This is a genomic window from Neisseria subflava (assembly GCF_024205745.1).
Classification (GTDB): Bacteria; Pseudomonadota; Gammaproteobacteria; order Burkholderiales; family Neisseriaceae; genus Neisseria; species Neisseria flavescens_B.
Genome location: NZ_CP073117.1, coordinates 2,088,895 through 2,109,494 on the forward strand (window position 1 = coordinate 2,088,895; position 20,600 = coordinate 2,109,494).

Consider the following 20,600-nt stretch of genomic DNA (forward strand, 5'->3'; position numbering starts at 1 on the left):
TAAACAGCAGAAGTATTTTCTCAACCCACTTTATCATATCCTTCTGTTGTATTTATGCAGCATAAAACAAATTATTCCATTATTCTAAGTATAAAAATACAAATACGGTTGCCTGGTTTTGTAAATAACCTCAAAATTACAAAATCATAACGGCCGCACCCTGTCGGCCGATTATTTTATTCTTAGTCCTTCACAAAATATAAAAGCAAACCGATGAATGCTCAACAATATGAAGAATCTTTTCTGCTAGCAGAAAAATTAATCACTCAAGACCCACCTGATTTTGCACAAGCCATCCCATTGCTCTGCGAAGCAGCAGAAGCTGGGCATGTTGAGGCTGCATTTCAGCTGGCAGGATGCCTGATCGAACACCACGAAAATGCACAAGATTTAGCAATTGCTGTCTCATATCTCAAACAGGCTGCCCAAGCCGGTCACCCATATGCTCGTTACAACCTTCTGCAAATAGAAGAAAGCAGAGGGATTGCAATAGAAGACTTAGTTGGCGCCTATCAAGAGCTTGCCGAAGAAGGATTAGCCCCTGCACAACTGCGCCTGATGCGTTTATATGCAGATAACGGCAATGACCAAGAAGCAGTCAAATGGGCATTGAAAGCCGCCGAACAGCAAAATCCTCAGGGACAATACTTCTTAGCCCAACATTACCAATATTCCAGCTCTCCTGATTTGGAATATTCTCATAAACTTTATCAGCAATCCGCTGCACAGGGATTTATTGCTGCACACTGGCAACTCGGCCTTCAATACAAATTGGGGCAAGGTGTTGCACAAAACCCTGGAAAGGCAATCGAACATTTGCGTATTGCCGCCGATTACGACATTGTTCCAGCGCAAACTTCTCTTGCAGAACTCTTAGCCGCATCAAATCCTGCTGAAGCATTGAAATGGTTCGAAAAAGCTGCCGAACAAGGTGACAGTAATGCGCATGTAGCACTTGCCGAAATATATCTATTGGGCAAAAACACAGAGCGGGACCCTCAAAAGGCCTATCAGCACGCTAAATTTGCTGCGGATCAAAATGATCCGGAAGGCTTGCGCCTTTTAGGTGATATCCATCGCTACGGATTGGGACGAGCAGTTGATGCGAACACTGCGCGTCAATATTATCAACGCTCGGCCGATTTAGGTAATCTTGCCGCTTACCAAAAACTTTTGTCTGACAGCGCATTGAATAACCAGCAAAACTATGAGCTGACTAAAGAAATCGCCCTCCAACGTCAGGAAGCTGAACGTTTGTACAAGCTGGCATTTGCAGCGCACTATGGCTTAAAACGCCAACAGAATTACGCTGAAGCACTGGACCTATACCATCAATCCGCAGAACGTGGACACAGCAAATCCCAAACCAATCTTGGCATGATGTATTACAGTGGACAAGGCGTACCTGTCGACTATGCCCAAGCTGCAAAATGGTTTGAAGCAGCGGCCAAACAAAGAGACACGATGGCTCAATATAATCTTGCCTGTCTGTATTATCACGGCATGGGTGTAGAAAAAGACATCAACAATGCTTGTTTCTGGCTGCAAGAAGCCATCCAACATGGACATGAACAGCAAGACGTTCTCAAAGAGCTTTTGGCTCAATGGAAACAATTCGCTCAAAAAGGCTCTGCCGCTTAAAGGCCGTCTGAAATTCTAACTTCCTACATAAATGACATGTCAGCGCTAAAATAGCCTGTACATGTCATTTTTTCATTTACCCTTCCTCTACAATCGCCATCTTCAAATCCCATTTCTCCTTAATCTCTTTAGAATCTTCAGACGGCCTATTCTCTTTGTAAAAAACCAGATAATCTAAATTTAATTTTCTATTTACAACAAAATTTGAAAAATATTTTTCGTATTCGAATTCATTTACTCAAACATCTGATAATTTTTTACTGTATCCACTCAATATCTCGATTTAAAAACAAGCTTCATAACTCTTTTAAAAAATCTCAATTTCAACCTCTACATCCTATCAATATCTACAGCATGATTTGCCAGTTTGCCCAATTACTGATAGCATTTGCAGGTTAGCCTATTTGCAAAAAGTTCAATTCTTTCTGATTTTTCGTCAACGGTTATAACGTATTGAAAACATTACAGTAATTAAAACTTTTTCGAATTTGACTCTAGGAATTTTCGTTTTTAACTCACATTTGTTCACAAACGAAAATATCGGAGTAATACTCCGTCATTGAAAAACACTCAACACAAGGATAGATATTATGTCCACCCAATTACACGATGTTGACCCAATTGAAACCAAAGAATGGTTAGACGCGTTAAGCTCTGTTTTAGAATATGAAGGCAGCGAGCGCGCCCAGTATCTGCTGGAAAGTTTGGTCAAATACAGCCGTGACAAAGGCATCCGTATGCCTCACGGCACCACTACTCCATACTTGAACACCGTTTCCGTTGAAGACGAAAAAGGCATCCCTGGCGATCAAAACATCGAACACCGCATCCGTGCATTCGTTCGTTGGAACGCTGCCGCTATCGTTTTGCGCGCGGGTAAAAAAGATTTGGAATTGGGTGGACACATCGCATCTTTCCAATCAGCCGCCACTATGTACGAAGTCGGCTTCAACCACTTCTGGAAAGCTAAAGGCGAAGGCGAAGAAGGCGATTTAGTATTCTTCCAAGGCCACGTTGCTCCTGGTATCTACGCACGCGCTTTTGTTGAAGGCCGTCTGACTGAAGACCAATTGAACAACTTCCGTCAAGAAGTTGACGGTAAAGGTCTGCCTTCTTACCCTCACCCTCACCTGTTGCCTGACTTCTGGCAATTCCCAACCGTATCTATGGGTCTTGGCCCATTGATGGCAATTTACCAAGCACGCTTCCTGAAATACTTGGAATCTCGCGGCCTGGCTAAAACCAAAGGCCGTAAAGTATGGGTATTCTGTGGCGACGGCGAAATGGACGAACCTGAAAGCCAAGGTGCTATTGCTCTGGCTTCACGCGAAGGCTTGGACAACTTGGTATTTGTCATCAACTGTAACCTGCAACGTTTGGACGGCCCAGTACGCGGTAACGGCAAAATCATTCAAGAGCTGGAAGGCAACTTTGCCGGCGCCGGCTGGAATGTTGTGAAAGTCATCTGGGGTCGTCGTTGGGACCGCCTTTTGGCAAAAGACAAAGACGGCATCCTGCGCAAACGCATGGAAGAATGCTTGGATGGTGACTACCAAACTTACAAATCCAAAGACGGTGCATACGTTCGTGAACACTTCTTCAATACGCCTGAACTGAAAGCATTGGTCGCCGATATGACTGATGACGAAATTTGGGCATTGAACCGTGGTGGTCATGACCCTCAAAAAGTGTACAACGCTTACGACCGCGCTGTGAACCACGCAGACGGCAAACCTACTGTAATCTTGGCGAAAACCATTAAAGGTTACGGTATGGGTGCATCCGGCGAAGGCCAAAACGTTGCCCACCAAGCCAAAAAAATGGACAAAGCTTCTCTGAAACAATTCCGTGACCGCTTTGACATTCCTGTAACTGACGAGCAAATCGAAAGCGGCGACCTGCCTTACCTGACTTTTGCTCCTGACAGCGAAGAATACAAATACCTGCACGCACGCCGCGAATCTTTGGGTGGCTACCTGCCTCAACGCAAACCTACCCAAGAAGTTCTGGAAGTGCCTGAGTTGTCAGCATTTGATGCCCAACTGAAATCCAGCGGTGACCGTGAATTCTCAACCACCATGGCTTTCGTCCGCATCCTGTCTACTCTGTTGAAAGACAAAAAAATCGGCAAACGCGTGGTGCCTATCGTTCCAGATGAAAGCCGTACGTTCGGTATGGAAGGTATGTTCCGTCAATACGGTATTTGGAACCCTAAAGGCCAACAATACACCCCTCAAGATAAAGACCAACTGATGTTCTACAAAGAATCTGTTGACGGTCAAATCTTGCAAGAAGGTATTAACGAGCCAGGCGCAATGGCTGACTGGATCGCGGCTGCAACCAGCTACGCCAACAACAACTTTGCGATGATTCCTTTCTACATCTACTACTCTATGTTCGGTTTCCAACGCGTTGGCGACTTGGCATGGGCAGCAGGCGATATGCACGCACGCGGCTTCCTGTTGGGTGGTACTGCCGGCCGTACAACACTGAACGGTGAAGGCCTGCAACACGAAGACGGCCACAGTCATATTCAAGCCGATTTGATCCCGAACTGCGTTTCTTACGATCCGACCTTCCAATACGAAGTAGCTGTTATCGTACAAGACGGTCTGCGCCGTATGTATGCCAATAACGAAGACGTGTTCTACTACATCACCTTGATGAACGAGAACTACGCTCATCCTGACATGCCTGAAGGCGTGGAACAAGACATCCTGAAAGGTATGTACTTGCTGAAAGCCGGTGACAAAGGCGACAAGAAAGTTCAATTGATGGGTTCCGGCACCATCCTGCAAGAAGTAATTGCCGGTGCCGAATTGTTGAAAGCCGACTTTGGCGTAGAAGCAGACATTTGGTCTTGCCCGTCCTTCAACCTGTTGCACCGCGACGCCATCGAAGTAGAACGTTTCAACCGCCTGCATCCGCTGGAAGCTGAAAAAGTGCCTTTCGTTACCTCACAACTGCAAGGTCATGACGGTCCGGTTATCGCCGCTACCGACTATATCCGCAGCTATGCCGACCGTATCCGCGCGTACATCCCGAACGACTACCATGTCTTGGGTACCGATGGTTTCGGCCGTTCCGACAGCCGTGCCAACCTGCGCCGCTTCTTCGAAGTGGACCGCTACAACGTTGCCGTGGCAGCATTGAGCGCATTGGCAGAGCAAGGCAAAGTCAGCAAAGAAACCGTTCAGCAAGCCATTGAAAAATACGGCATTAATGCCGATGTGGCTCCAAGCTGGAAACGCTAATTGATGTTTCAGACGGCCTGTTTGCTTTATTCAGACATCAGGCCGTCTGGAAACCGAATGCTTGAATGGCTTGAACAAACTGTACCGATGCCGTAAGAAACAGTTTTCAGACGGCATCAAACTGAAAATGTTAAAGGAACTCAAATGAGTATCGTAGAAATCAAAGTCCCTGATATCGGCGGTCATGAAAACGTCGACATCATCGCCGTAGAAGTCAAAGCGGGCGACACCATCGCCGTTGACGACACCCTGATTACATTGGAAACCGATAAAGCCACTATGGATGTACCTGCTGATGCAGCCGGCATCGTGAAAGAAGTTAAAGTTAAAGTTGGCGATAAAATCTCTGAAGGCGGCGTTATTCTGACCGTTGAAACCGGTGCTGCCGCTGCTGATGCCGCTCCGGCTCCTGCAGCAGAAGCTCCTGCTGCTCCAGTTGCTGCGCCCGCAGCCGCTCCTGCCGGTGGCGCTACCGTACAAGTTGTTGTACCTGATATCGGCGGTCACTCTGACGTAGACGTTATTGCTGTTGAAGTTAAAGTCGGCGACACTGTTGCCGTTGACGACACCCTGATTACTTTGGAAACCGATAAAGCCACTATGGACGTACCATGTACCGAAGCTGGTGTGGTTAAAGCCGTATTCCTGAAAGTTGGCGACAAAGTATCCGAAGGATCCGCCATCATCGAAGTAGAAACTGCTGGCTCTGCTGCAGCAGCTCCAGCTCCTGCCGCTCAAGCTGCCGCACCTGCACCGGCTACCGCTCCAGCTCCTGCTGCACCAGCCGCTGCGCCTGCACCTGCTGCTCCTGCTGCTGCCAAAATCGACGAAGCTGCGTTTGCCAAAGCTCACGCAGGTCCTTCTGCTCGTAAACTGGCTCGCGAATTGGGCGTAGATTTGGGCCAAGTCAAAGGTACCGGTCTGAAAGGCCGTATCATGGGCGAAGACGTTAAAGCCTTCGTTAAATCCGTTATGCAAAGCGGTGCAGGCAAACCTGCCGCTGCTTCTTTGGGCGTTGGTCTGGACTTGTTGCCATGGCCTAAAGTTGACTTCTCTAAATTCGGCAGCGTCGAAGTTAAAGAACTGTCTCGCATTAAGAAAATCTCCGGTCAAAACCTGTCTCGCAACTGGGTTGTGATTCCTCACGTTACCGTACACGAAGAAGCGGACATGACCGAATTGGAAGAATTCCGCAAACAGCTGAACAAAGAATGGGAACGCGAAGGCGTGAAACTGTCTCCATTGGCGTTCATCATTAAAGCCTCTGTTGCTGCGCTGAAAGCCTTCCCTGAATTCAACGCCTCTCTGGATGGCGACAACTTGGTGCTGAAAAACTACTTCAACATCGGTTTCGCAGCAGACACGCCAAACGGCTTGGTTGTTCCAGTCATCAAAGACGTGGATCAAAAAGGCTTGAAACAAATCAGCCAAGAGCTGACCGAATTGTCTAAAAAAGCCCGCGAAGGCAAGCTCAAACCACAAGAAATGCAAGGCGCATGCTTTACCATTTCCAGCTTGGGCGGTATCGGCGGTACAGGCTTCACACCAATCGTGAATGCTCCTGAAGTTGCTATCTTGGGCGTGTGCAAATCCCAAATCAAACCGGTTTGGAACGGCAAAGAATTTACTCCTCGCCTGATGTGCCCATTGAGCCTGTCCTTTGACCACCGTGTCATCGACGGTGCCGCCGGTATGCGCTTCACCGTATTCCTGGCTAACCTGTTGAAAGACTTCCGCCGCATTACTCTGTAATCCGAGCATTTTCAGACGGCCTGAATAGACAGGCCGTCTGAAAAAAGAAGTCCGAACATCATTCAGAAAGATTAGACATGAGCTTAGTTGAATTGAAAGTGCCCGACATTGGCGGTCACGAAAATGTAGATATTATTGCGGTTGAAGTAAATGTGGGTGATACCATTGCTGTGGACGATACCCTGATTACTTTGGAAACCGATAAAGCGACGATGGACGTACCTGCCGAAGTTGCAGGCGTGGTCAAAGAAGTTAAAGTTAAAGTGGGCGATAAAATCTCTGAAGGCGGTTTGATTGTTGTCGTTGAGGCCGAAGGTGCAGCTGCTGCTCCTAAAGCCGAAGCGCCTGCCGCTCCTGCACAAGAAGCACCTAAAGCAGCCGCTCCTGCTCCTCAAGCTGCTCAATTCGGCGGTTCTGCCGACGCAGAGTATGACGTGGTCGTATTGGGTGGTGGCCCTGGCGGTTATTCTGCTGCATTTGCCGCTGCTGACGAAGGCTTGAAAGTTGCCATCGTTGAACGTTACAAAACTTTGGGCGGCGTTTGCTTGAACGTCGGCTGTATCCCTTCCAAAGCGCTGTTGCACAATGCTGCCGTTATCGATGAAGTACGTCACTTGGCTGCCAACGGTATCAAATACCCTGAGCCTGAACTCGATATCGATATGCTGCGCGCCTACAAAGACGGCGTTGTTTCCCGTCTGACCACTGGTTTGGCCGGTATGGCGAAAGGCCGCAAAGTGGACATTATCCAAGGTGACGGCCAATTCTTGAATCCGCACCACTTGGAAGTTTCTCTGACGACCAGCGAAGTGTACGAACAAGCTACGCCTACCGGCGAGAAAAAGATCGTTGCCTTCAAAAACTGTATCATTGCAGCAGGCAGCCGCGTAACCAAACTGCCTTTCATCCCTGAAGATCCGCGCATCATCGATTCCAGCGGCGCTTTGGCTCTGAAAGAAGTACCAGGCAAACTGTTGATCATCGGCGGTGGTATTATCGGTCTCGAAATGGGTACGGTTTACAGCACGCTGGGTTCTCGCCTGGATGTTGTTGAAATGATGGACGGCCTGATGCAAGGCGCAGACCGCGACTTGGTTAAAGTATGGCAAAAACAAAACGAATACCGTTTTGACAACATCATGATCAACACCAAAACTGTTGCTGTCGAGCCTAAAGAAGACGGCGTTTACGTTACCTTCGAAGGTGCAAATGCGCCTAAAGAACCACAACGTTACGATGCCGTACTCGTAGCTGCCGGTCGTGCACCAAACGGCAAACTCATCAGCGCTGAAAAAGCCGGTGTTGCTGTAACCGACCGCGGCTTTATCGAAGTGAACAAACAAATGCGCACTAATGTGCCACACATCTACGCTATCGGCGATATTGTCGGTCAACCGATGTTGGCACACAAAGCCGTTCACGAAGGCCACGTTGCCGCTGAAAACTGTGCCGGCCACAAAGCCTACTTCGACGCACGCGTTATCCCGGGCGTTGCCTACACTTCTCCTGAAGTGGCATGGGTTGGCGAAACCGAGTTGTCTGCCAAAGCCTCCGGCCGCAAAATCACCAAAGCCAACTTCCCATGGGCTGCTTCCGGCCGTGCGATTGCCAACGGTTGCGACAATGGTTTCACTAAGCTGATTTTTGATGCTGAAACCGGCCGCATCATCGGTGGCGGTATCGTCGGTCCTAACGGCGGCGATATGATCGGCGAAGTCTGCTTGGCGATTGAAATGGGCTGTGATGCAGCTGATATCGGTAAAACCATCCACCCACACCCAACCCTGGGCGAATCCATCGGTATGGCTGCGGAAGTGGCATTGGGCGTATGTACCGACCTGCCTGCGCAGAAAAAGAAATAAGTTCACTCAAATAAAATTTGAACGAACTTGATGGAACAAAGGCCGTCTGAATGTTTCAGACGGCCTTTTCGCAAACAAGGAGACTCAATATGAAAAAAATCGAAGCTATTATCAAACCTTTCAAACTCGACGATGTACGTGAAATCCTGACTGAAATCGGCATTACCGGCATGACTGTCAGCGAAGTTAAAGGCTTCGGTCGCCAAAAAGGCCATACGGAAATTTATCGCGGCGCAGAATACGCGGTCGATTTTCTGCCTAAAGTGAAAATCGAATTGGTATTGGCTGACGATAAAGTCGATCAGGCTGTGGATGCCATTTTGGAAACCGCACATTCCGGCAAAATCGGTGACGGTAAAATCTTCATTTATCCGGTTGAAGAGGCTATCCGTATCCGTACCGGAGAACGCTCAGAAGCAGCACTTTAATAGAAATCCTAAAATACAGAAGACAAATGCCGTCTGAAAATAAGTCGTAGCGTGGTTTGCTCAGGACTTATTTTTCAGACGGCATTATTTTTACAATTACAGCCACAGCTTTTCCGAGACCGCAAACCATCACTGCCAGCCTAAATAAATATAGAAACCCATAGACAATAAAAATGCCGCTTATCACTCAAGCGGCATTTTATGTATCAGTTTACTATGATTGAGTCAGGCTCAATCTGCGGAAAATTTCACGCTATCAAGCATTAAGAAATTCGAGCAGATTTTTTCCGCCTACTTTCAGAGCATCGACGAATGTGTTGACTTTCTCTTGTTGCTCTTGAGTATGGCTTACCGTATACAGCCAGCCTTCCGACGTGATTGTGTAGTTGATGCCCAAGCCGCCCACTGAAGTCGGTGCAAAAGCAAAATTTACTACCGCTCTGTTGTCGCCTACGGTTGAAGTAGAAAGAAAGTCGGTAGTAAAGGTTTGGTAGCCTTCATCTTTATAGATTTCAGGAAGCTCGCCGCCTGCTTTAGCCGCCATCAATTTGATGGCACAGCAAGTGACGGTTTGGACCTTGACCGAGTTTACAAGCTTTAATGCGTGCTTTGTGTTCGGCCAATACGGCGTCCAGTGCTTCACGAGACGGTTTTTCCTGCAACAAAGTACCAACAAATGCCAGCGATTCTTCTGAAACAGGACGGACGCATTCAGTACGGCCGTTTTTAAAGTGGCTGACATCCACGGCTTCGTATGTATCATCCCCTATTCTTATTGCCGCTTTACTTTTCAGACGACCCCTTTATCCAAACTCCGTTATAATGACGGCTTTAAAATTAATTCATTCCTAAGACGGTCTTATCATGAAACACATCCACATTATCGGTATCGGCGGCACATTTATGGGCGGCATAGCGGCTATTGCCAAAGAAGCAGGTTTTAAAGTCAGCGGTTGCGACGCGAAGATGTATCCGCCGATGAGCACCCAGCTCGAAGCCTTGGGCATAGACGTACACGAAGGTTTTGATGCCGCTCAATTAGACGAATTTAAAGCTGATATTTACGTTATCGGTAACGTTGCCAAACGTGGCATGGATGTGATTGAAGCCATTTTGAACAAAGGCCTGCCTTACATTTCTGGCCCGCAATGGCTGGCTGAAAACGTATTGCATCAGCACTGGGTACTCGGCGTAGCCGGCACACACGGCAAAACGACCACAGCCTCCATGCTCGCCTGGGTTTTAGAGTATGCCGGTCTCGCACCAGGCTTCCTGATTGGCGGCGTACCGGAAAACTTCAGCGTTTCAGCCCGTCTGCCGCAAACGCCGCGCCAAGACCCTAATTCAAAATCCCCATTCTTCGTTATCGAAGCCGATGAATACGATACCGCCTTTTTTGACAAACGCTCCAAATTCGTACATTACCGTCCGCGTACCGCCATTTTGAACAATCTGGAATTCGACCACGCCGACATTTTTGCCGATTTAGGCGCCATTCAAACCCAATTCCATCATTTGGTACGCACCGTGCCGTCTGAAGGCTTAATCGTCTGCAACGGCCAGCAGCAAAGCCTGCAAGATACTTTGGACAAAGGCTGCTGGACGCCCGTAGAAAAATTTGGTACCGAACAAGGCTGGCAGGTTGGTACCGTCCATGCCGACGGCTCGTTTGACGTGTTGCTTGATGGAAAAAAAGCCGGACACGTCGCATGGGATTTGATGGGCGGACACAACCGCATGAACGCCCTTGCCGTCATCGCCGCCGCACGTCATGCCGGAGTCGATATTCAGACGGCCTGCGAAGCTTTGAGTGCATTTAAAAATGTCAAACGCCGTATGGAAATCAAAGGCACGGTGAACGGCATCACTGTTTACGACGACTTTGCCCACCACCCGACCGCCATCGAAACCACCATCGAAGGTCTGCGCCAGCGCGTCGGTAACGCACGCATCCTCGCCGTCCTCGAGCCGCGTTCCAACACCATGAAACTCGGCACCATGAAAGCCGCCCTGCCCGAAAGCCTCAAAGATGCCGACCAAGTGTTCTGCTACGCAGGCGGCGTAGACTGGGACGTCGCCGAAGCCCTCGCGCCTTTGGGCGGCAAGCTACATGTCGGCAAAGACTTTGATGCCTTCGTTGCCGAAATCGTGAAAAATGCCGAAGCAGGCGACCATATTTTGGTCATGAGCAACGGCGGTTTCGGCGGAATACACGGAAAGCTGTTGGAAGCGTTGAAATAAGCCTTTTCCACTAACCAAGGCCGTCTGAAAAGTTTTCAGACGGCCTTTTATCATGTGCCAATTTAAAATCTATATTTACGAAAAATGTTTTAGTAATACCCAATAACACTCATCTATTATTTGCCCATACATACTTGCTCAAGACCATTTTTCCATTATGCATTGCCAATCCATCCAAAAATCTGATAATAATGCAGACAACATCTAAGCCGTGCATATATCATGAAACACAAAACTACCTTTAAGCCCATAATTATCAGTATTGCGCTTTCCATCCTTCTGATTACAACAGCTGTATTTTTTGCCCATCATCACAACTCTATCTCAAGTATTACTACCGATTTCTTTCAACAAGAGATTACCGAACCCGAAGAACCATCACCGCAAATCGTACAATCTGCGCGCAACCAAATTGGCAAAACCCTTCGTTACGACCCGGCTTACACGAAACTCACTTATCCGATGGGCGATGTACCGATGGAAAAAGGCGTTTGCGCGGACGTGGTCATCCGAGCCTTGCGTGACCAAAATATAGATTTGCAAGAGCTTGTTCATCAAGACATGAGTCGTAACTTTTCCGTCTATCCGAAACGCTGGGGTTTGAAACAACCTGATACCAATATCGACCACCGCCGCGTCCCTAACCTAATGACTTATTTCACGCGTCAAGGCTGGGCCGTTCAAGATACAAACTATCAGGCTGGCGATATTGTAACTTGGGAACTAAAAGGCAACCGTCCCCATATCGGCATTGTCTCCGATCGAAAAATCGGTGACAGACCTCTGATTATCCATAATATCGGTTCTGGAACCCATGAAGACGATGTCCTCTACCGCTACACCATTACCGGACATTTCAGACTTCCCGTTCAATAAATCTTTGTGCTAAACCCTAGATACTTAGTTTTAAATCTGAAAAACCATAGAGCAAATATAAAAAAGGCCGTCTGAAACCATTTCAGACGGCCTTTTACTTTTACCTAACCCTCTTTATTTAACCGCAACCACCACATTTGCCACAGCCGCTGCTGCAGTCGCGTTTTTTCGGTTTGAATACGAATTTTCGCAAGAGGAAGAATACGCAGGCGAGCATAATCAAGCCGACGATAATATATTGAGTCATGACGATAGTATCCTTGAAGAAATTTGATAAACCACGAATGCGGCAAAATAAGCCATCAGGAACAAATAGCCTGTAATCATAAGCATATTTTTCGTGGATTTGGTTTCGCGTTTAATTACGGTCAAAGTCGCGGCACACATCGGAGCATACACATACCAAGCCAAGAAGGCAAAGGCGGTCGGCAGGCCCCAGTTGTTGTGTATGATAGGAATCAGTGCGTTTTGTACTGCATCTTCAGACGATGCGCTGACGGCGTAAACAGTACCTAATGCGGCAACGACCACTTCGCGCGCGGCAATACCCGGAATCATGGCGATACACATTTCCCAAGTAAAGCCCAAAGGTGCAAACAACGGCTGAATAGCATGACCAAGCGTACCTGCCAAGCTGTAATCGATGGCTGCACCGGTTGCGCCTTCAGGCGGTTGCGGCCAGCTTACCAAGCCCCACAGAACCACGGCCAACGCAAAAATGATGGTACCCGCGCGTTTCAGGAAGGCTTTTACCCTATCCCACAAGCTGGTCATGATGTGTTTGAAGTTAGGCGTGCGGAAAGTCGGCAGCTCCATCAGAAGCGGGAATTGTTGCACGTTGCCTTTCATACGCGCCAAGCGTTTCATGATATACGCTGCCAAGGCGGCAGACAGGATGCCTGCGAGATAGAGTATAAACAGTGTCAGCCCTTGCAGGTTGAAAATCCCGCCTACCGTGCGATTAGGAATGACGGCGGCGATAATCAGCGCGTACACGGGCAGCCGCGCGGAGCAGGTCAGCAGCGGGGCGACTGCGATGGTAACAAGACGTTCGCGCGGGTCATTAATCGTACGCGCCGACATCACGGCGGGAACGGCACAGGCGAAACTCGACAGAAGCGGGATAAACGAGCGTCCTGACAGACCGCTTTTTGCCATGAGGTTGTCCAACAAGAACGCTGCGCGCGGCAGGTAGCCGGAGTCTTCTAAAAGCAGGATGAAGGCGAACAGAATCGTAATCTGCGGCAGGAACACCAACACGCTACCCAAACCGGCAATGACGCCGTTGACGAGCAAGTCGCTGAGGATGCCCGGCTCCATGTTGGCGCCTATCCATTCGCCCAGCGCGGTAAAGCCGCCTTCGATGGCGTCCATAATCGGCGCCGCCCATGTGTAAACCGCTTGGAACACCATAAACAGGATGACCAGCAGCATAATCATGCCCCAGACGGGGTGCAGCACGATGTCGTCGAGTTTTTTGTGCCATGCGGGCAGCGTCATCTGGGTGCGTACCACTTGTGCCAAAATCGATTCGACTTCTTGATAAAGTTTGTCGCTATCCAGCGCATCGAGCGTGCGTTCGGCAGAGGCGGGGTTTGCGGGGAAAGAGCGTTTGCGCGGCAGCTTTGCCACGGCTTCGCGTACAGCCTGTACGCCCGACGCGCTCACTGCAACTGTTTCCAAAACAGGTGCATCCAACAACTCGCTCAGTTTGGCCGCGTCGATATTCAAGCCCCTTTTGCGGGCCACGTCGCTCAAATTCAGCGACACCACCATAGGCAGTCCCAGCGTTTTCAGTTCCAAAATCATGCGCAGGGTCATACGCAGGTTGGTCGCGTCGGCAACGGCAATAATGGCATCGGGCGGAATGCCCATCTTGCCTACCATTACATCTTTCGCCACCGCTTCGTCGGGGCTGGTCGTGCGTAGGCTGTATGTGCCCGGCAGGTCGATAATGCGGACGGCCTCGTCGTCGAGGAAGGCGCCCTCGCGCTTATCGACAGTTACGCCCGGATAATTGGCAACCTTGGCATGTGAGCCGGTCAAACCGTTGAACAAAACGGTTTTGCCGCAGTTTGGCGCGCCAATCAAGGCAAAATAGCTTAGTTCCATCATTTTTCCTTATTCTTTCAGACGGCCTTAAACGGCCTCAACGATACGACACATAATCTTCCCGGCCTCTTCCAAACGCAGGGAAAATTGAGATTGGTTACCCAAACGTACCGCAAACGGGCCTCTCCCAAAACCACCCACTGCAATCACTTGCAACGGCATTCCGCTGGAAAAACCCAAATCTGCAAGGCGACGGGTTACCAAGGTATCCAAATCACCAAAAACAGGATTGGAAACGATGGAATCAATATGTACGACTGCGCCTTTTTTAAGGCGCGACAAAGGAATGGTAGACATAAACCTCTCTTTTCATTTGTTTTAAAATCAGATTATTGAAAAAACGTGAGAAGTGTGGCGAATGTGCTGCACATTTGAAAGATTGGTTATGAATGGCTATTTGCCCCTTCTTTCGATAAGTGCGGTTTGTTTTGAATACTATTATTGTTTCTATTAATGATAAGGCGTTTTAATATAAAAATCAAATGTAACAAGATAAACTAAAAAGGCTGAAATCCTTTTATCATTAGAATTTCAGCCTTTTTATGCACTCAACAAACTAAAGGCCGTCTGAAAACTTTCAGACGGCCTTCAAAATAAAAAACCGAATCAAATCGGTTTTTTATTCCCATTCAGGGAAAGACTCTAAATTACAGAGCGTCTTTCAATGCTTTACCGGCACGGAATTTAGGAGTTTTAGCGGCAGCAATAGTCAAAGGCTCGCCAGTTTTAGGGTTGCGGCCTTGACGTTCGGCGCGTTCGCCGACGTAGAAAGTACCGAAACCGACCAGAGTAACAGTGTCGCCGTTTTTCAATGCGTTGGTTACGGCATTAGTAGTAGCATCCAAAGCTTTTTGCGCAGCAGATTTGGAAATGCCGGCTTCTTGAGCAATTGCTTCGATCAATTCAGACTTGTTCACAATTAGTCCCTTCCTATCGTAAAAAATGATGAAATGCCCGAATACTCGGGGCTTAAGCACTTTTAAAGCACATACGCACTTTATAGCAATTCTGAAATTATCATGTCAAGTAAAAGATGTGGAATTGCCCTATTTTTGTGGCATTCAGGGCAAAACCACATTTTTTGCAACATCAGACGGCCAACTTAATGCTTGGTTGCTTTTGTTCTTGACTTCGCCTTAGAAGTTTGCGGGGTCTCGGCAACCGCCAATTCAGCCGCCCATTGCTCAGGCTGAGCTTCCAAGCCCAAAGCCAACACTTCATCAATCCATTTGACCGGATGAATGGTCAGACCGGTTTTGACATTTTCAGGGATTTCTTCCAAATCTTTGACGTTGTCTTTTGGAATCAATACATGCTTGATCCCACCGCGCAAAGCAGCCAGCAGTTTTTCTTTCAAACCGCCGATAGGCAAAACTTCGCCACGCAAAGTGATTTCGCCGGTCATTGCCACATCTGCACGCACCGGAATTTTGGTGAAGGCAGAAACCATCGCCAAAGTCATGGCGATACCTGCGCTCGGACCGTCTTTTGGCGTCGCACCTTCAGGCACATGGACGTGAATGTCTTTCTTCTCGTAAAAATCAGGAGCCAAACCCACTGACTCAGCACGTGAACGGACAACCGACCATGCGGCTGATACCGATTCTTTCATGACATCGCCCAGTTGACCAGTACATTGAATCGTACCTTTGCCCGGCAAGGCAACCGCCTCAACAGTCAACAACTCGCCACCGACTTCGGTCCAAGCCAAACCGGTTACCTGACCGATGCGGTTTTCGCTTTCAGCCACACCATAGTCGAAACGGCGCACGCCCAGATAGTCATGCAGATTTTTCTCAGTAACTTTAATCGCTTTAGGCTTGGCCTTGCTTACTGTTTTAGATTTGGACGCTTTTTTCTTGTCCTCATTCAAGGTAACCTGCATGACAACTTTGCGGCAGATTTTGGCAATTTCGCGATCCAACGAGCGGACACCGGCCTCGCGGGTGTAGTAACGGATAATATCGCGCACCGCACTTTCATCAACCACCAACTCGCCCTCTTTCACACCATTGCGCTTCATTTGTTTCGGCACAAGGTATTGCATGGCGATATTGATTTTTTCATCTTCCGTATAACCGGACAGACGGATAATTTCCATACGGTCAAGCAGCGGAGTCGGGATATTCAAGCTGTTTGAAGTGGCAATAAACATCACATCGCTCAAATCATAATCGACTTCGGCATAGTGGTCGGCGAACTTGTTGTTTTGCTCAGGATCCAGCACCTCAAGCAATGCGCTGGCCGGATCGCCACGGAAATCGCTGCCCATCTTGTCGATTTCATCGAGCAGGAACAATGGGTTTTTCACACCCGCTTTCGCCATGTTTTGCAGGATTTTGCCCGGCATAGAGCCGATATAGGTACGGCGGTGGCCGCGGATTTCGCTTTCATCACGCACACCGCCCAAGGCCATACGCACATATTGGCGGCCTGTGGCTTTGGCAATCGATTCACCCAAGGAAGTTTTACCTACCCCCGGAGGACCCACCAGACACAAAATCGGGCCTTTGAGCTTGTCCATACGTTTTTGAACAGCCAAATATTCCAAAATGCGCTCTTTGACTTTTTCCAGACCATAGTGGTCAGCGTTCAACACCAAATCGGCTTTGGCAATATCTTTGCTGACACGGGATTTTTTCTTCCACGGCAACTCAAGCAAAGTATCGATATAGTTGCGCACGACGGTAGATTCCGCAGACATCGGCGGCATCATTTTCAGTTTTTTCAATTCAGACAGACATTTTTCTTCAGCCTCTTTGCTCATGCCTGCTTCTTTGATTTTGTTTTCCAGCGCATCCAGCTCGCCGCGCTCGTCTTCTTCGCCCAATTCTTTCTGAATCGCTTTCACTTGCTCATTCAAGTAATACTCGCGTTGGGATTTTTCCATTTGACGTTTCACGCGGCCACGGATGCGTTTCTCAACCTGCATGATGTCGAGTTCGGCTTCCAACTGCGCCAGCAAAAATTCCAAACGGTCAACAATGCCGGCAGTCTCCAATACATATTGACGCTGCTCCAATTTCAGCTGCAAATGCGCGGCAATGGTATCTGCAAGACGACTGTTGTCATCAATGCTGCTGATGGTGCTAATGACTTCGGCAGGGATTTTTTTGTTCAACTTCGCATATTGCTCAAATTGAGTCAGCAGAGTCCGGCGCAAGGCTTCAATTTCGGGATTGTCCTTGTCGTTGTTTTCATCAATCGCCTCAACATGGGATAAAAACAGTCCGCCTGTCTCGTCAACCGTCAATGCGCGCGCACGACGGATACCTTCTACCAACACTTTAACGGTGCCGTCAGGCAGCTTCAAAACCTGCAAAACTTGGGCGACCGTACCGGTCTGGTGCAAATCTTCAGCTTTAGGGTCTTCTGTATTAGGGTCAAGCTGGGCCAACAGGAAAACCGGATCATCATTGGCCATTGCTGCCTCAAGGGCCGCAATCGATTTAGGACGACCGACGAACAGCGGCAATACCATATGCGGATACACCACGACATCGCGTAAAGGCAAGGTAGCCAGCGCACTGTATTCCTCGAAATATTTGTCTTTTGTCGGCATAGTTAGAAATCTCAATCATTGTTAAATCAGAATGTAGCTCAAAATTGGGCTGAAGCGCTGCATTTCAAGACTTGAAAACGGCTTATCCGCACCTATTTTCGAAAACATCATTTTTAATAGCCCGATATGGACGTTTACGATAAAATATATCGGATTTCGGGCCGTCTGAAAACTTTTCAGACGGCCCGAGCAAACCAAACAAGGCAATAAACCATGACAGACTCAACTGAAAAAAAATCACTGATTGAATTCCCCTGCACTTTCTCCTTGAAAGTTATGGGTGCAGTTCATCCCGAATTTGAATCCGCCATCTTGGAAACCGTGCGCAAACACGCTCCCGATACCGAGCCGCACCACATTACTACGCGCCCAAGCAGCAAAGGCAACTACACCGGCGCAACCGTCAAAGTAAATGTCAACAACCAAGAGCAGCTCGACAATATCTACCGCGACCTGACTTCACACGAATTGGTAAAAGTGGTGCTGTAATGAAAATCGTGCACAAAGGCTTGGTCGATTACCTGCCGACTTTCGAAGCCATGAAGGCATTTAATGCCTCGCGTGACGAAAACACCGAAGACGAATTATGGGTGGTCGAACATCCACCCGTATTTACCCAAGGCTTGGCCGGCAAGCCCGAACACCTCCTCATCCGCGACGATATTCCCGTTGTCCAAATTGACAGAGGTGGTCAAATTACCTATCACGGCCCCGGTCAATTGGTCGTCTATACGATGATCAATTTCAAACGCCGTAAAACCAGCGTTCGCCATATCGTTTCCGCACTTGAAAACAGCATTATCGCCACCTTGGCAGAATACGGCATCGAAGCAGCCGCCGACCCAAAACGTCCCGGCGTTTATGTCGGCGGGCGTAAAATCGCTTCCCTGGGCCTGCGTATCAAAGACGGCTCCGTTTACCACGGTTTGGCTCTCAATGTGAACATGGATTTAAGTCCGTTTACCCATATTAACCCCTGCGGTTATGCCGGTATGGAAATGACCCAAATTGCCGACTATGTCTCTCTGGCACCCAGTTTGGCAGAAGTCTCAGACAAACTGACCAAGCATTTACAAAAAGAGCTGGCATAAGGCCGTCTGAAATATTCAACCCCAACGCCATCTTTTAACTACCCCTCTGAACCCACAAGCCCTTAGGCCATAAAGGCCGCAATAAGCTTTTCAGACGGCCTTTATAACGACAGAAAGAACACATCACCATGAGTGAAGAAGTAAAAAACGACCCTAAACGCGGCATCAAACTAAAAGGCGCAGACAAAACTGCACGCATTCCGATTAAAGTTGTTCCATTGGAACAAAAATTGAAAAAGCCCGAATGGATCCGCGCCAAATTACCGGGCAAGAAATTCTTTGAAATCAAAAACATTCTTCGCGAACAAAAAATGCATACCGTGTGCGAAGAAGCATCTTGTCCAAATATCAGCGAATGCTTTACCAAGGGTACGGCCACATTCATGATCATGGGCGATATTTGTACCCGCCGTTGCCCGTTCTGCGACGTTGGCCATGGCCGCCCCAATATGTTGGATCCTGACGAGCCTAAACACTTGGCCGAATCCGTCAAATCCATGAACCTGCGCTATGTCGTGATCACTTCCGTCGACCGCGACGACCTGCGTGATGGTGGCGCACAACATTTTGCCGACTGCATTAAAGCCATCCGCGAAACCAGCCCGAATACCAAAATCGAAATCCTTGTTCCCGATTTCCGCGGCCGTCTGGACATCGCACTGGAAATCTTGGCAGAAACACCACCCGACGTGATGAACCACAACTTGGAAACCCATCCAAGCCTGTATAAAAAAGCCCGTCCGGGTGCCAACTACCAACACTCCCTCGAGCTTCTGCGCCGCTACAAAGAAATGATGCCCCATATCCCGACCAAGTCCGGCATCATGGTCGGCTTGGGTGAAACAGACGAGGACGTGCGCGAAATCATGCGCGATATGCGTGCCAACAATATCGAGATGATTACTATCGGCCAATATCTGCAACCTTCAGACGGCCACTTGCCCGTCTTGCGCTATGTAACGCCCGACCAATTCAAAGTTTTTGAAAAAGAAGCATACGAATTAGGCTTTACCAATGCCGCCATCGGCGCAATGGTTCGCTCCAGCTACCACGCAGACGAACAAGCAGCAGAAGCTTTGCGTGAAACCCACGGCGGGTGTAGCCACCACTAAACAACAGGAAAAATCATAATGAAAAAAATGATTGTTATTTTTTTAGGCTTGCTAAGCTTTAATGCTTATTCCTATGATGCCACAAGAGGCGCCCTGCAAAACGACCCTACCTTGTGTCAATATGGTTACAATCCAAATTGCGGTTCTAAAAATAGATCTGCGCCCCCTATAGAAATCATTTATCATAATATTAATATTGAAGTTCCACCCTTATTTGCAGCTTTTGCTTTAAGTTCACAAACAGGATATTTTGCAGTAGCTACAAATCAAGGATCTTTGGAGATGGCACAAGAGAAAGCAATTGAAGAGTGTCAAAAAGGAAGCCAAAATACTCCTTGTGAAGTGCTTAAGTGGGTCAAGAATAGTTGTCTCTCAGCTGCAAAAGGAAGGCTAAAAAGGAATTATATTGTATTTACAGGTGGAGGCCTTCCGGGAAATGCAGAAAAAATAGCTTTGCTAAATTGTATGAAAAAAGGGGCAAAAGAATGCAGAATCATTGTTCCCGAAACATGCTCGATTAGTTAAATAGAATATTATGATTCCCTAACAGTAAAAAATATATTACGTATTCTAAAATAATCAATAAGTTAGTTCGAAATTTATTAGTATATAATTAAAAGGCCGTCTGCAGCAGTTTTCAGACGGCTTGATACCTTTGCAAAATTCCCC

Annotated in this window: 18 protein-coding genes; 11 read left to right on the forward strand and 7 right to left on the reverse strand. The window is 48.1% G+C overall.

The features are described 5' to 3' along the window. The first annotated feature begins 213 nt into the window (after nt 1–213). From KCG55_RS09945 to KCG55_RS09965, 5 genes are all read left to right on the forward strand, one after another. A complete protein-coding gene (locus KCG55_RS09945; protein WP_254322934.1) occupies nt 214–1,641 on the forward strand; it encodes a tetratricopeptide repeat protein in 1,428 nt (475 codons plus the stop codon). A gap of 590 nt (nt 1,642–2,231) precedes the next feature. Next, nucleotides 2,232–4,895, forward strand: a complete 2,664-nt coding sequence (aceE, locus tag KCG55_RS09950) for a pyruvate dehydrogenase (acetyl-transferring), homodimeric type (RefSeq protein ID WP_254322935.1) — start codon at nt 2,232–2,234, stop codon at nt 4,893–4,895. 144 nt (nt 4,896–5,039) lie between these two features. Then, entirely contained in the window at nt 5,040–6,647 is a 1,608-nt protein-coding gene (gene aceF, locus KCG55_RS09955) for a dihydrolipoyllysine-residue acetyltransferase (RefSeq protein ID WP_254322936.1), read from the forward strand. A 77-nt stretch (nt 6,648–6,724) separates the two neighbouring features. Beyond that, complete coding sequence (gene lpdA / locus KCG55_RS09960; protein WP_254322937.1) at nt 6,725–8,509, forward strand: dihydrolipoyl dehydrogenase; 1,785 nt, start codon at nt 6,725–6,727, stop codon at nt 8,507–8,509. Between the two features lie 89 nt (nt 8,510–8,598). Further along, nucleotides 8,599–8,937 (forward strand): P-II family nitrogen regulator, encoded by a 339-nt coding sequence (locus KCG55_RS09965; protein ID WP_003683576.1) that lies wholly within the window; start codon nt 8,599–8,601, stop codon nt 8,935–8,937. 256 nt (nt 8,938–9,193) lie between these two features. Here KCG55_RS09965 and KCG55_RS10630 read toward each other — a convergent pair whose 3' ends face one another. Both KCG55_RS10630 and KCG55_RS10635 read right to left on the reverse strand, forming a co-directional pair. Then, nucleotides 9,194–9,481 carry a choline/carnitine O-acyltransferase gene (locus KCG55_RS10630; protein WP_349306499.1) on the reverse strand — a complete coding sequence of 96 codons (288 nt, stop codon included), beginning with the start codon at nt 9,479–9,481 and terminating at the stop codon, nt 9,194–9,196. After that, a complete protein-coding gene (locus tag KCG55_RS10635) occupies nt 9,471–9,683 on the reverse strand; it encodes a choline/carnitine O-acyltransferase (RefSeq protein WP_349306500.1) in 213 nt (70 codons plus the stop codon). The genes KCG55_RS10630 and KCG55_RS10635 overlap by 11 nt, the downstream gene beginning before the upstream one ends. 118 nt (nt 9,684–9,801) lie before the next feature. Here KCG55_RS10635 and mpl point away from each other — a divergent pair, with 118 nt between their 5' ends. Together mpl and KCG55_RS09980 are read left to right on the forward strand one after the other, a co-directional pair. Continuing rightward, the gene (gene mpl, locus KCG55_RS09975; protein ID WP_254322938.1) at nt 9,802–11,178 is read left to right on the forward strand and encodes a UDP-N-acetylmuramate:L-alanyl-gamma-D-glutamyl-meso-diaminopimelate ligase; all 1,377 of its coding nucleotides are present in this window, start codon (nt 9,802–9,804) and stop codon (nt 11,176–11,178) included. Between the two features lie 222 nt (nt 11,179–11,400). After that, nucleotides 11,401–12,054, forward strand: coding sequence for a DUF1287 domain-containing protein (locus KCG55_RS09980; RefSeq protein WP_254322939.1), 654 nt, complete (start codon nt 11,401–11,403; stop codon nt 12,052–12,054). Between the two features lie 118 nt (nt 12,055–12,172). On the opposite strand, the gene KCG55_RS09985 is transcribed toward KCG55_RS09980, so the two are convergent. From KCG55_RS09985 to lon, 5 genes are all read right to left on the reverse strand, one after another. After that, nucleotides 12,173–12,301 (reverse strand): FeoB-associated Cys-rich membrane protein, encoded by a 129-nt coding sequence (locus tag KCG55_RS09985; RefSeq protein WP_003683546.1) that lies wholly within the window; start codon nt 12,299–12,301, stop codon nt 12,173–12,175. Beyond that, nucleotides 12,298–14,166, reverse strand: coding sequence for a ferrous iron transporter B (gene feoB / locus KCG55_RS09990; RefSeq protein WP_254323662.1), 1,869 nt, complete (start codon nt 14,164–14,166; stop codon nt 12,298–12,300). The genes KCG55_RS09985 and feoB overlap by 4 nt, the downstream gene beginning before the upstream one ends. Nucleotides 14,167–14,193: 27 nt before the next feature. Beyond that, entirely contained in the window at nt 14,194–14,463 is a 270-nt protein-coding gene (locus KCG55_RS09995) for a FeoA family protein (RefSeq protein ID WP_049344802.1), read from the reverse strand. A gap of 350 nt (nt 14,464–14,813) precedes the next feature. Then, the gene (locus KCG55_RS10000) at nt 14,814–15,083 is read right to left on the reverse strand and encodes an HU family DNA-binding protein (protein ID WP_003683413.1); all 270 of its coding nucleotides are present in this window, start codon (nt 15,081–15,083) and stop codon (nt 14,814–14,816) included. A 185-nt stretch (nt 15,084–15,268) separates the two neighbouring features. Further along, entirely contained in the window at nt 15,269–17,728 is a 2,460-nt protein-coding gene (lon, locus tag KCG55_RS10005) for an endopeptidase La (protein WP_254322940.1), read from the reverse strand. A gap of 213 nt (nt 17,729–17,941) precedes the next feature. Between lon and KCG55_RS10010 the strand changes: the two genes are divergently transcribed. The 4 genes from KCG55_RS10010 (at nt 17,942) to KCG55_RS10025 (ending at nt 20,456) form a co-directional block, all read left to right on the forward strand. Next, nucleotides 17,942–18,217, forward strand: a complete 276-nt coding sequence (locus KCG55_RS10010) for an HP0495 family protein (RefSeq protein WP_254322941.1) — start codon at nt 17,942–17,944, stop codon at nt 18,215–18,217. Further along, nucleotides 18,217–18,819, forward strand: a complete 603-nt coding sequence (gene lipB, locus KCG55_RS10015; RefSeq protein ID WP_254322942.1) for a lipoyl(octanoyl) transferase LipB — start codon at nt 18,217–18,219, stop codon at nt 18,817–18,819. The genes KCG55_RS10010 and lipB overlap by 1 nt, the downstream gene beginning before the upstream one ends. A gap of 128 nt (nt 18,820–18,947) precedes the next feature. Continuing rightward, on the forward strand, nt 18,948–19,931 hold the full coding sequence (lipA, locus tag KCG55_RS10020; RefSeq protein ID WP_003683323.1) for a lipoyl synthase: 984 nt from the start codon (nt 18,948–18,950) through the stop codon (nt 19,929–19,931). A gap of 18 nt (nt 19,932–19,949) precedes the next feature. After that, complete coding sequence (locus tag KCG55_RS10025) at nt 19,950–20,456, forward strand: DUF4189 domain-containing protein (RefSeq protein ID WP_254322943.1); 507 nt, start codon at nt 19,950–19,952, stop codon at nt 20,454–20,456. Nucleotides 20,457–20,600: the final 144 nt, after the last annotated feature.

What these genes read in the sequence shown, in the direction of transcription:
- KCG55_RS09945 (WP_254322934.1), top strand. Translation starts at nt 214, where the DNA reads ATGAATGCTCAACAATATGAAGAATCTTTTCTGCTAGCAGAAAAATTA.
- aceE (WP_254322935.1), top strand. Translation starts at nt 2,232, where the DNA reads ATGTCCACCCAATTACACGATGTTGACCCAATTGAAACCAAAGAATGG.
- aceF (WP_254322936.1), top strand. Translation starts at nt 5,040, where the DNA reads ATGAGTATCGTAGAAATCAAAGTCCCTGATATCGGCGGTCATGAAAAC.
- lpdA (WP_254322937.1), top strand. Translation starts at nt 6,725, where the DNA reads ATGAGCTTAGTTGAATTGAAAGTGCCCGACATTGGCGGTCACGAAAAT.
- KCG55_RS09965 (WP_003683576.1), top strand. Translation starts at nt 8,599, where the DNA reads ATGAAAAAAATCGAAGCTATTATCAAACCTTTCAAACTCGACGATGTA.
- KCG55_RS10630 (WP_349306499.1), bottom strand. Translation starts at nt 9,481, where the DNA reads ATGGCGGCTAAAGCAGGCGGCGAGCTTCCTGAAATCTATAAAGATGAA.
- mpl (WP_254322938.1), top strand. Translation starts at nt 9,802, where the DNA reads ATGAAACACATCCACATTATCGGTATCGGCGGCACATTTATGGGCGGC.
- KCG55_RS09980 (WP_254322939.1), top strand. Translation starts at nt 11,401, where the DNA reads ATGAAACACAAAACTACCTTTAAGCCCATAATTATCAGTATTGCGCTT.
- KCG55_RS09985 (WP_003683546.1), bottom strand. Translation starts at nt 12,301, where the DNA reads ATGACTCAATATATTATCGTCGGCTTGATTATGCTCGCCTGCGTATTC.
- feoB (WP_254323662.1), bottom strand. Translation starts at nt 14,166, where the DNA reads ATGGAACTAAGCTATTTTGCCTTGATTGGCGCGCCAAACTGCGGCAAA.
- KCG55_RS09995 (WP_049344802.1), bottom strand. Translation starts at nt 14,463, where the DNA reads ATGTCTACCATTCCTTTGTCGCGCCTTAAAAAAGGCGCAGTCGTACAT.
- lon (WP_254322940.1), bottom strand. Translation starts at nt 17,728, where the DNA reads ATGCCGACAAAAGACAAATATTTCGAGGAATACAGTGCGCTGGCTACC.
- KCG55_RS10010 (WP_254322941.1), top strand. Translation starts at nt 17,942, where the DNA reads ATGACAGACTCAACTGAAAAAAAATCACTGATTGAATTCCCCTGCACT.
- lipB (WP_254322942.1), top strand. Translation starts at nt 18,217, where the DNA reads ATGAAAATCGTGCACAAAGGCTTGGTCGATTACCTGCCGACTTTCGAA.
- lipA (WP_003683323.1), top strand. Translation starts at nt 18,948, where the DNA reads ATGAGTGAAGAAGTAAAAAACGACCCTAAACGCGGCATCAAACTAAAA.
- KCG55_RS10025 (WP_254322943.1), top strand. Translation starts at nt 19,950, where the DNA reads ATGAAAAAAATGATTGTTATTTTTTTAGGCTTGCTAAGCTTTAATGCT.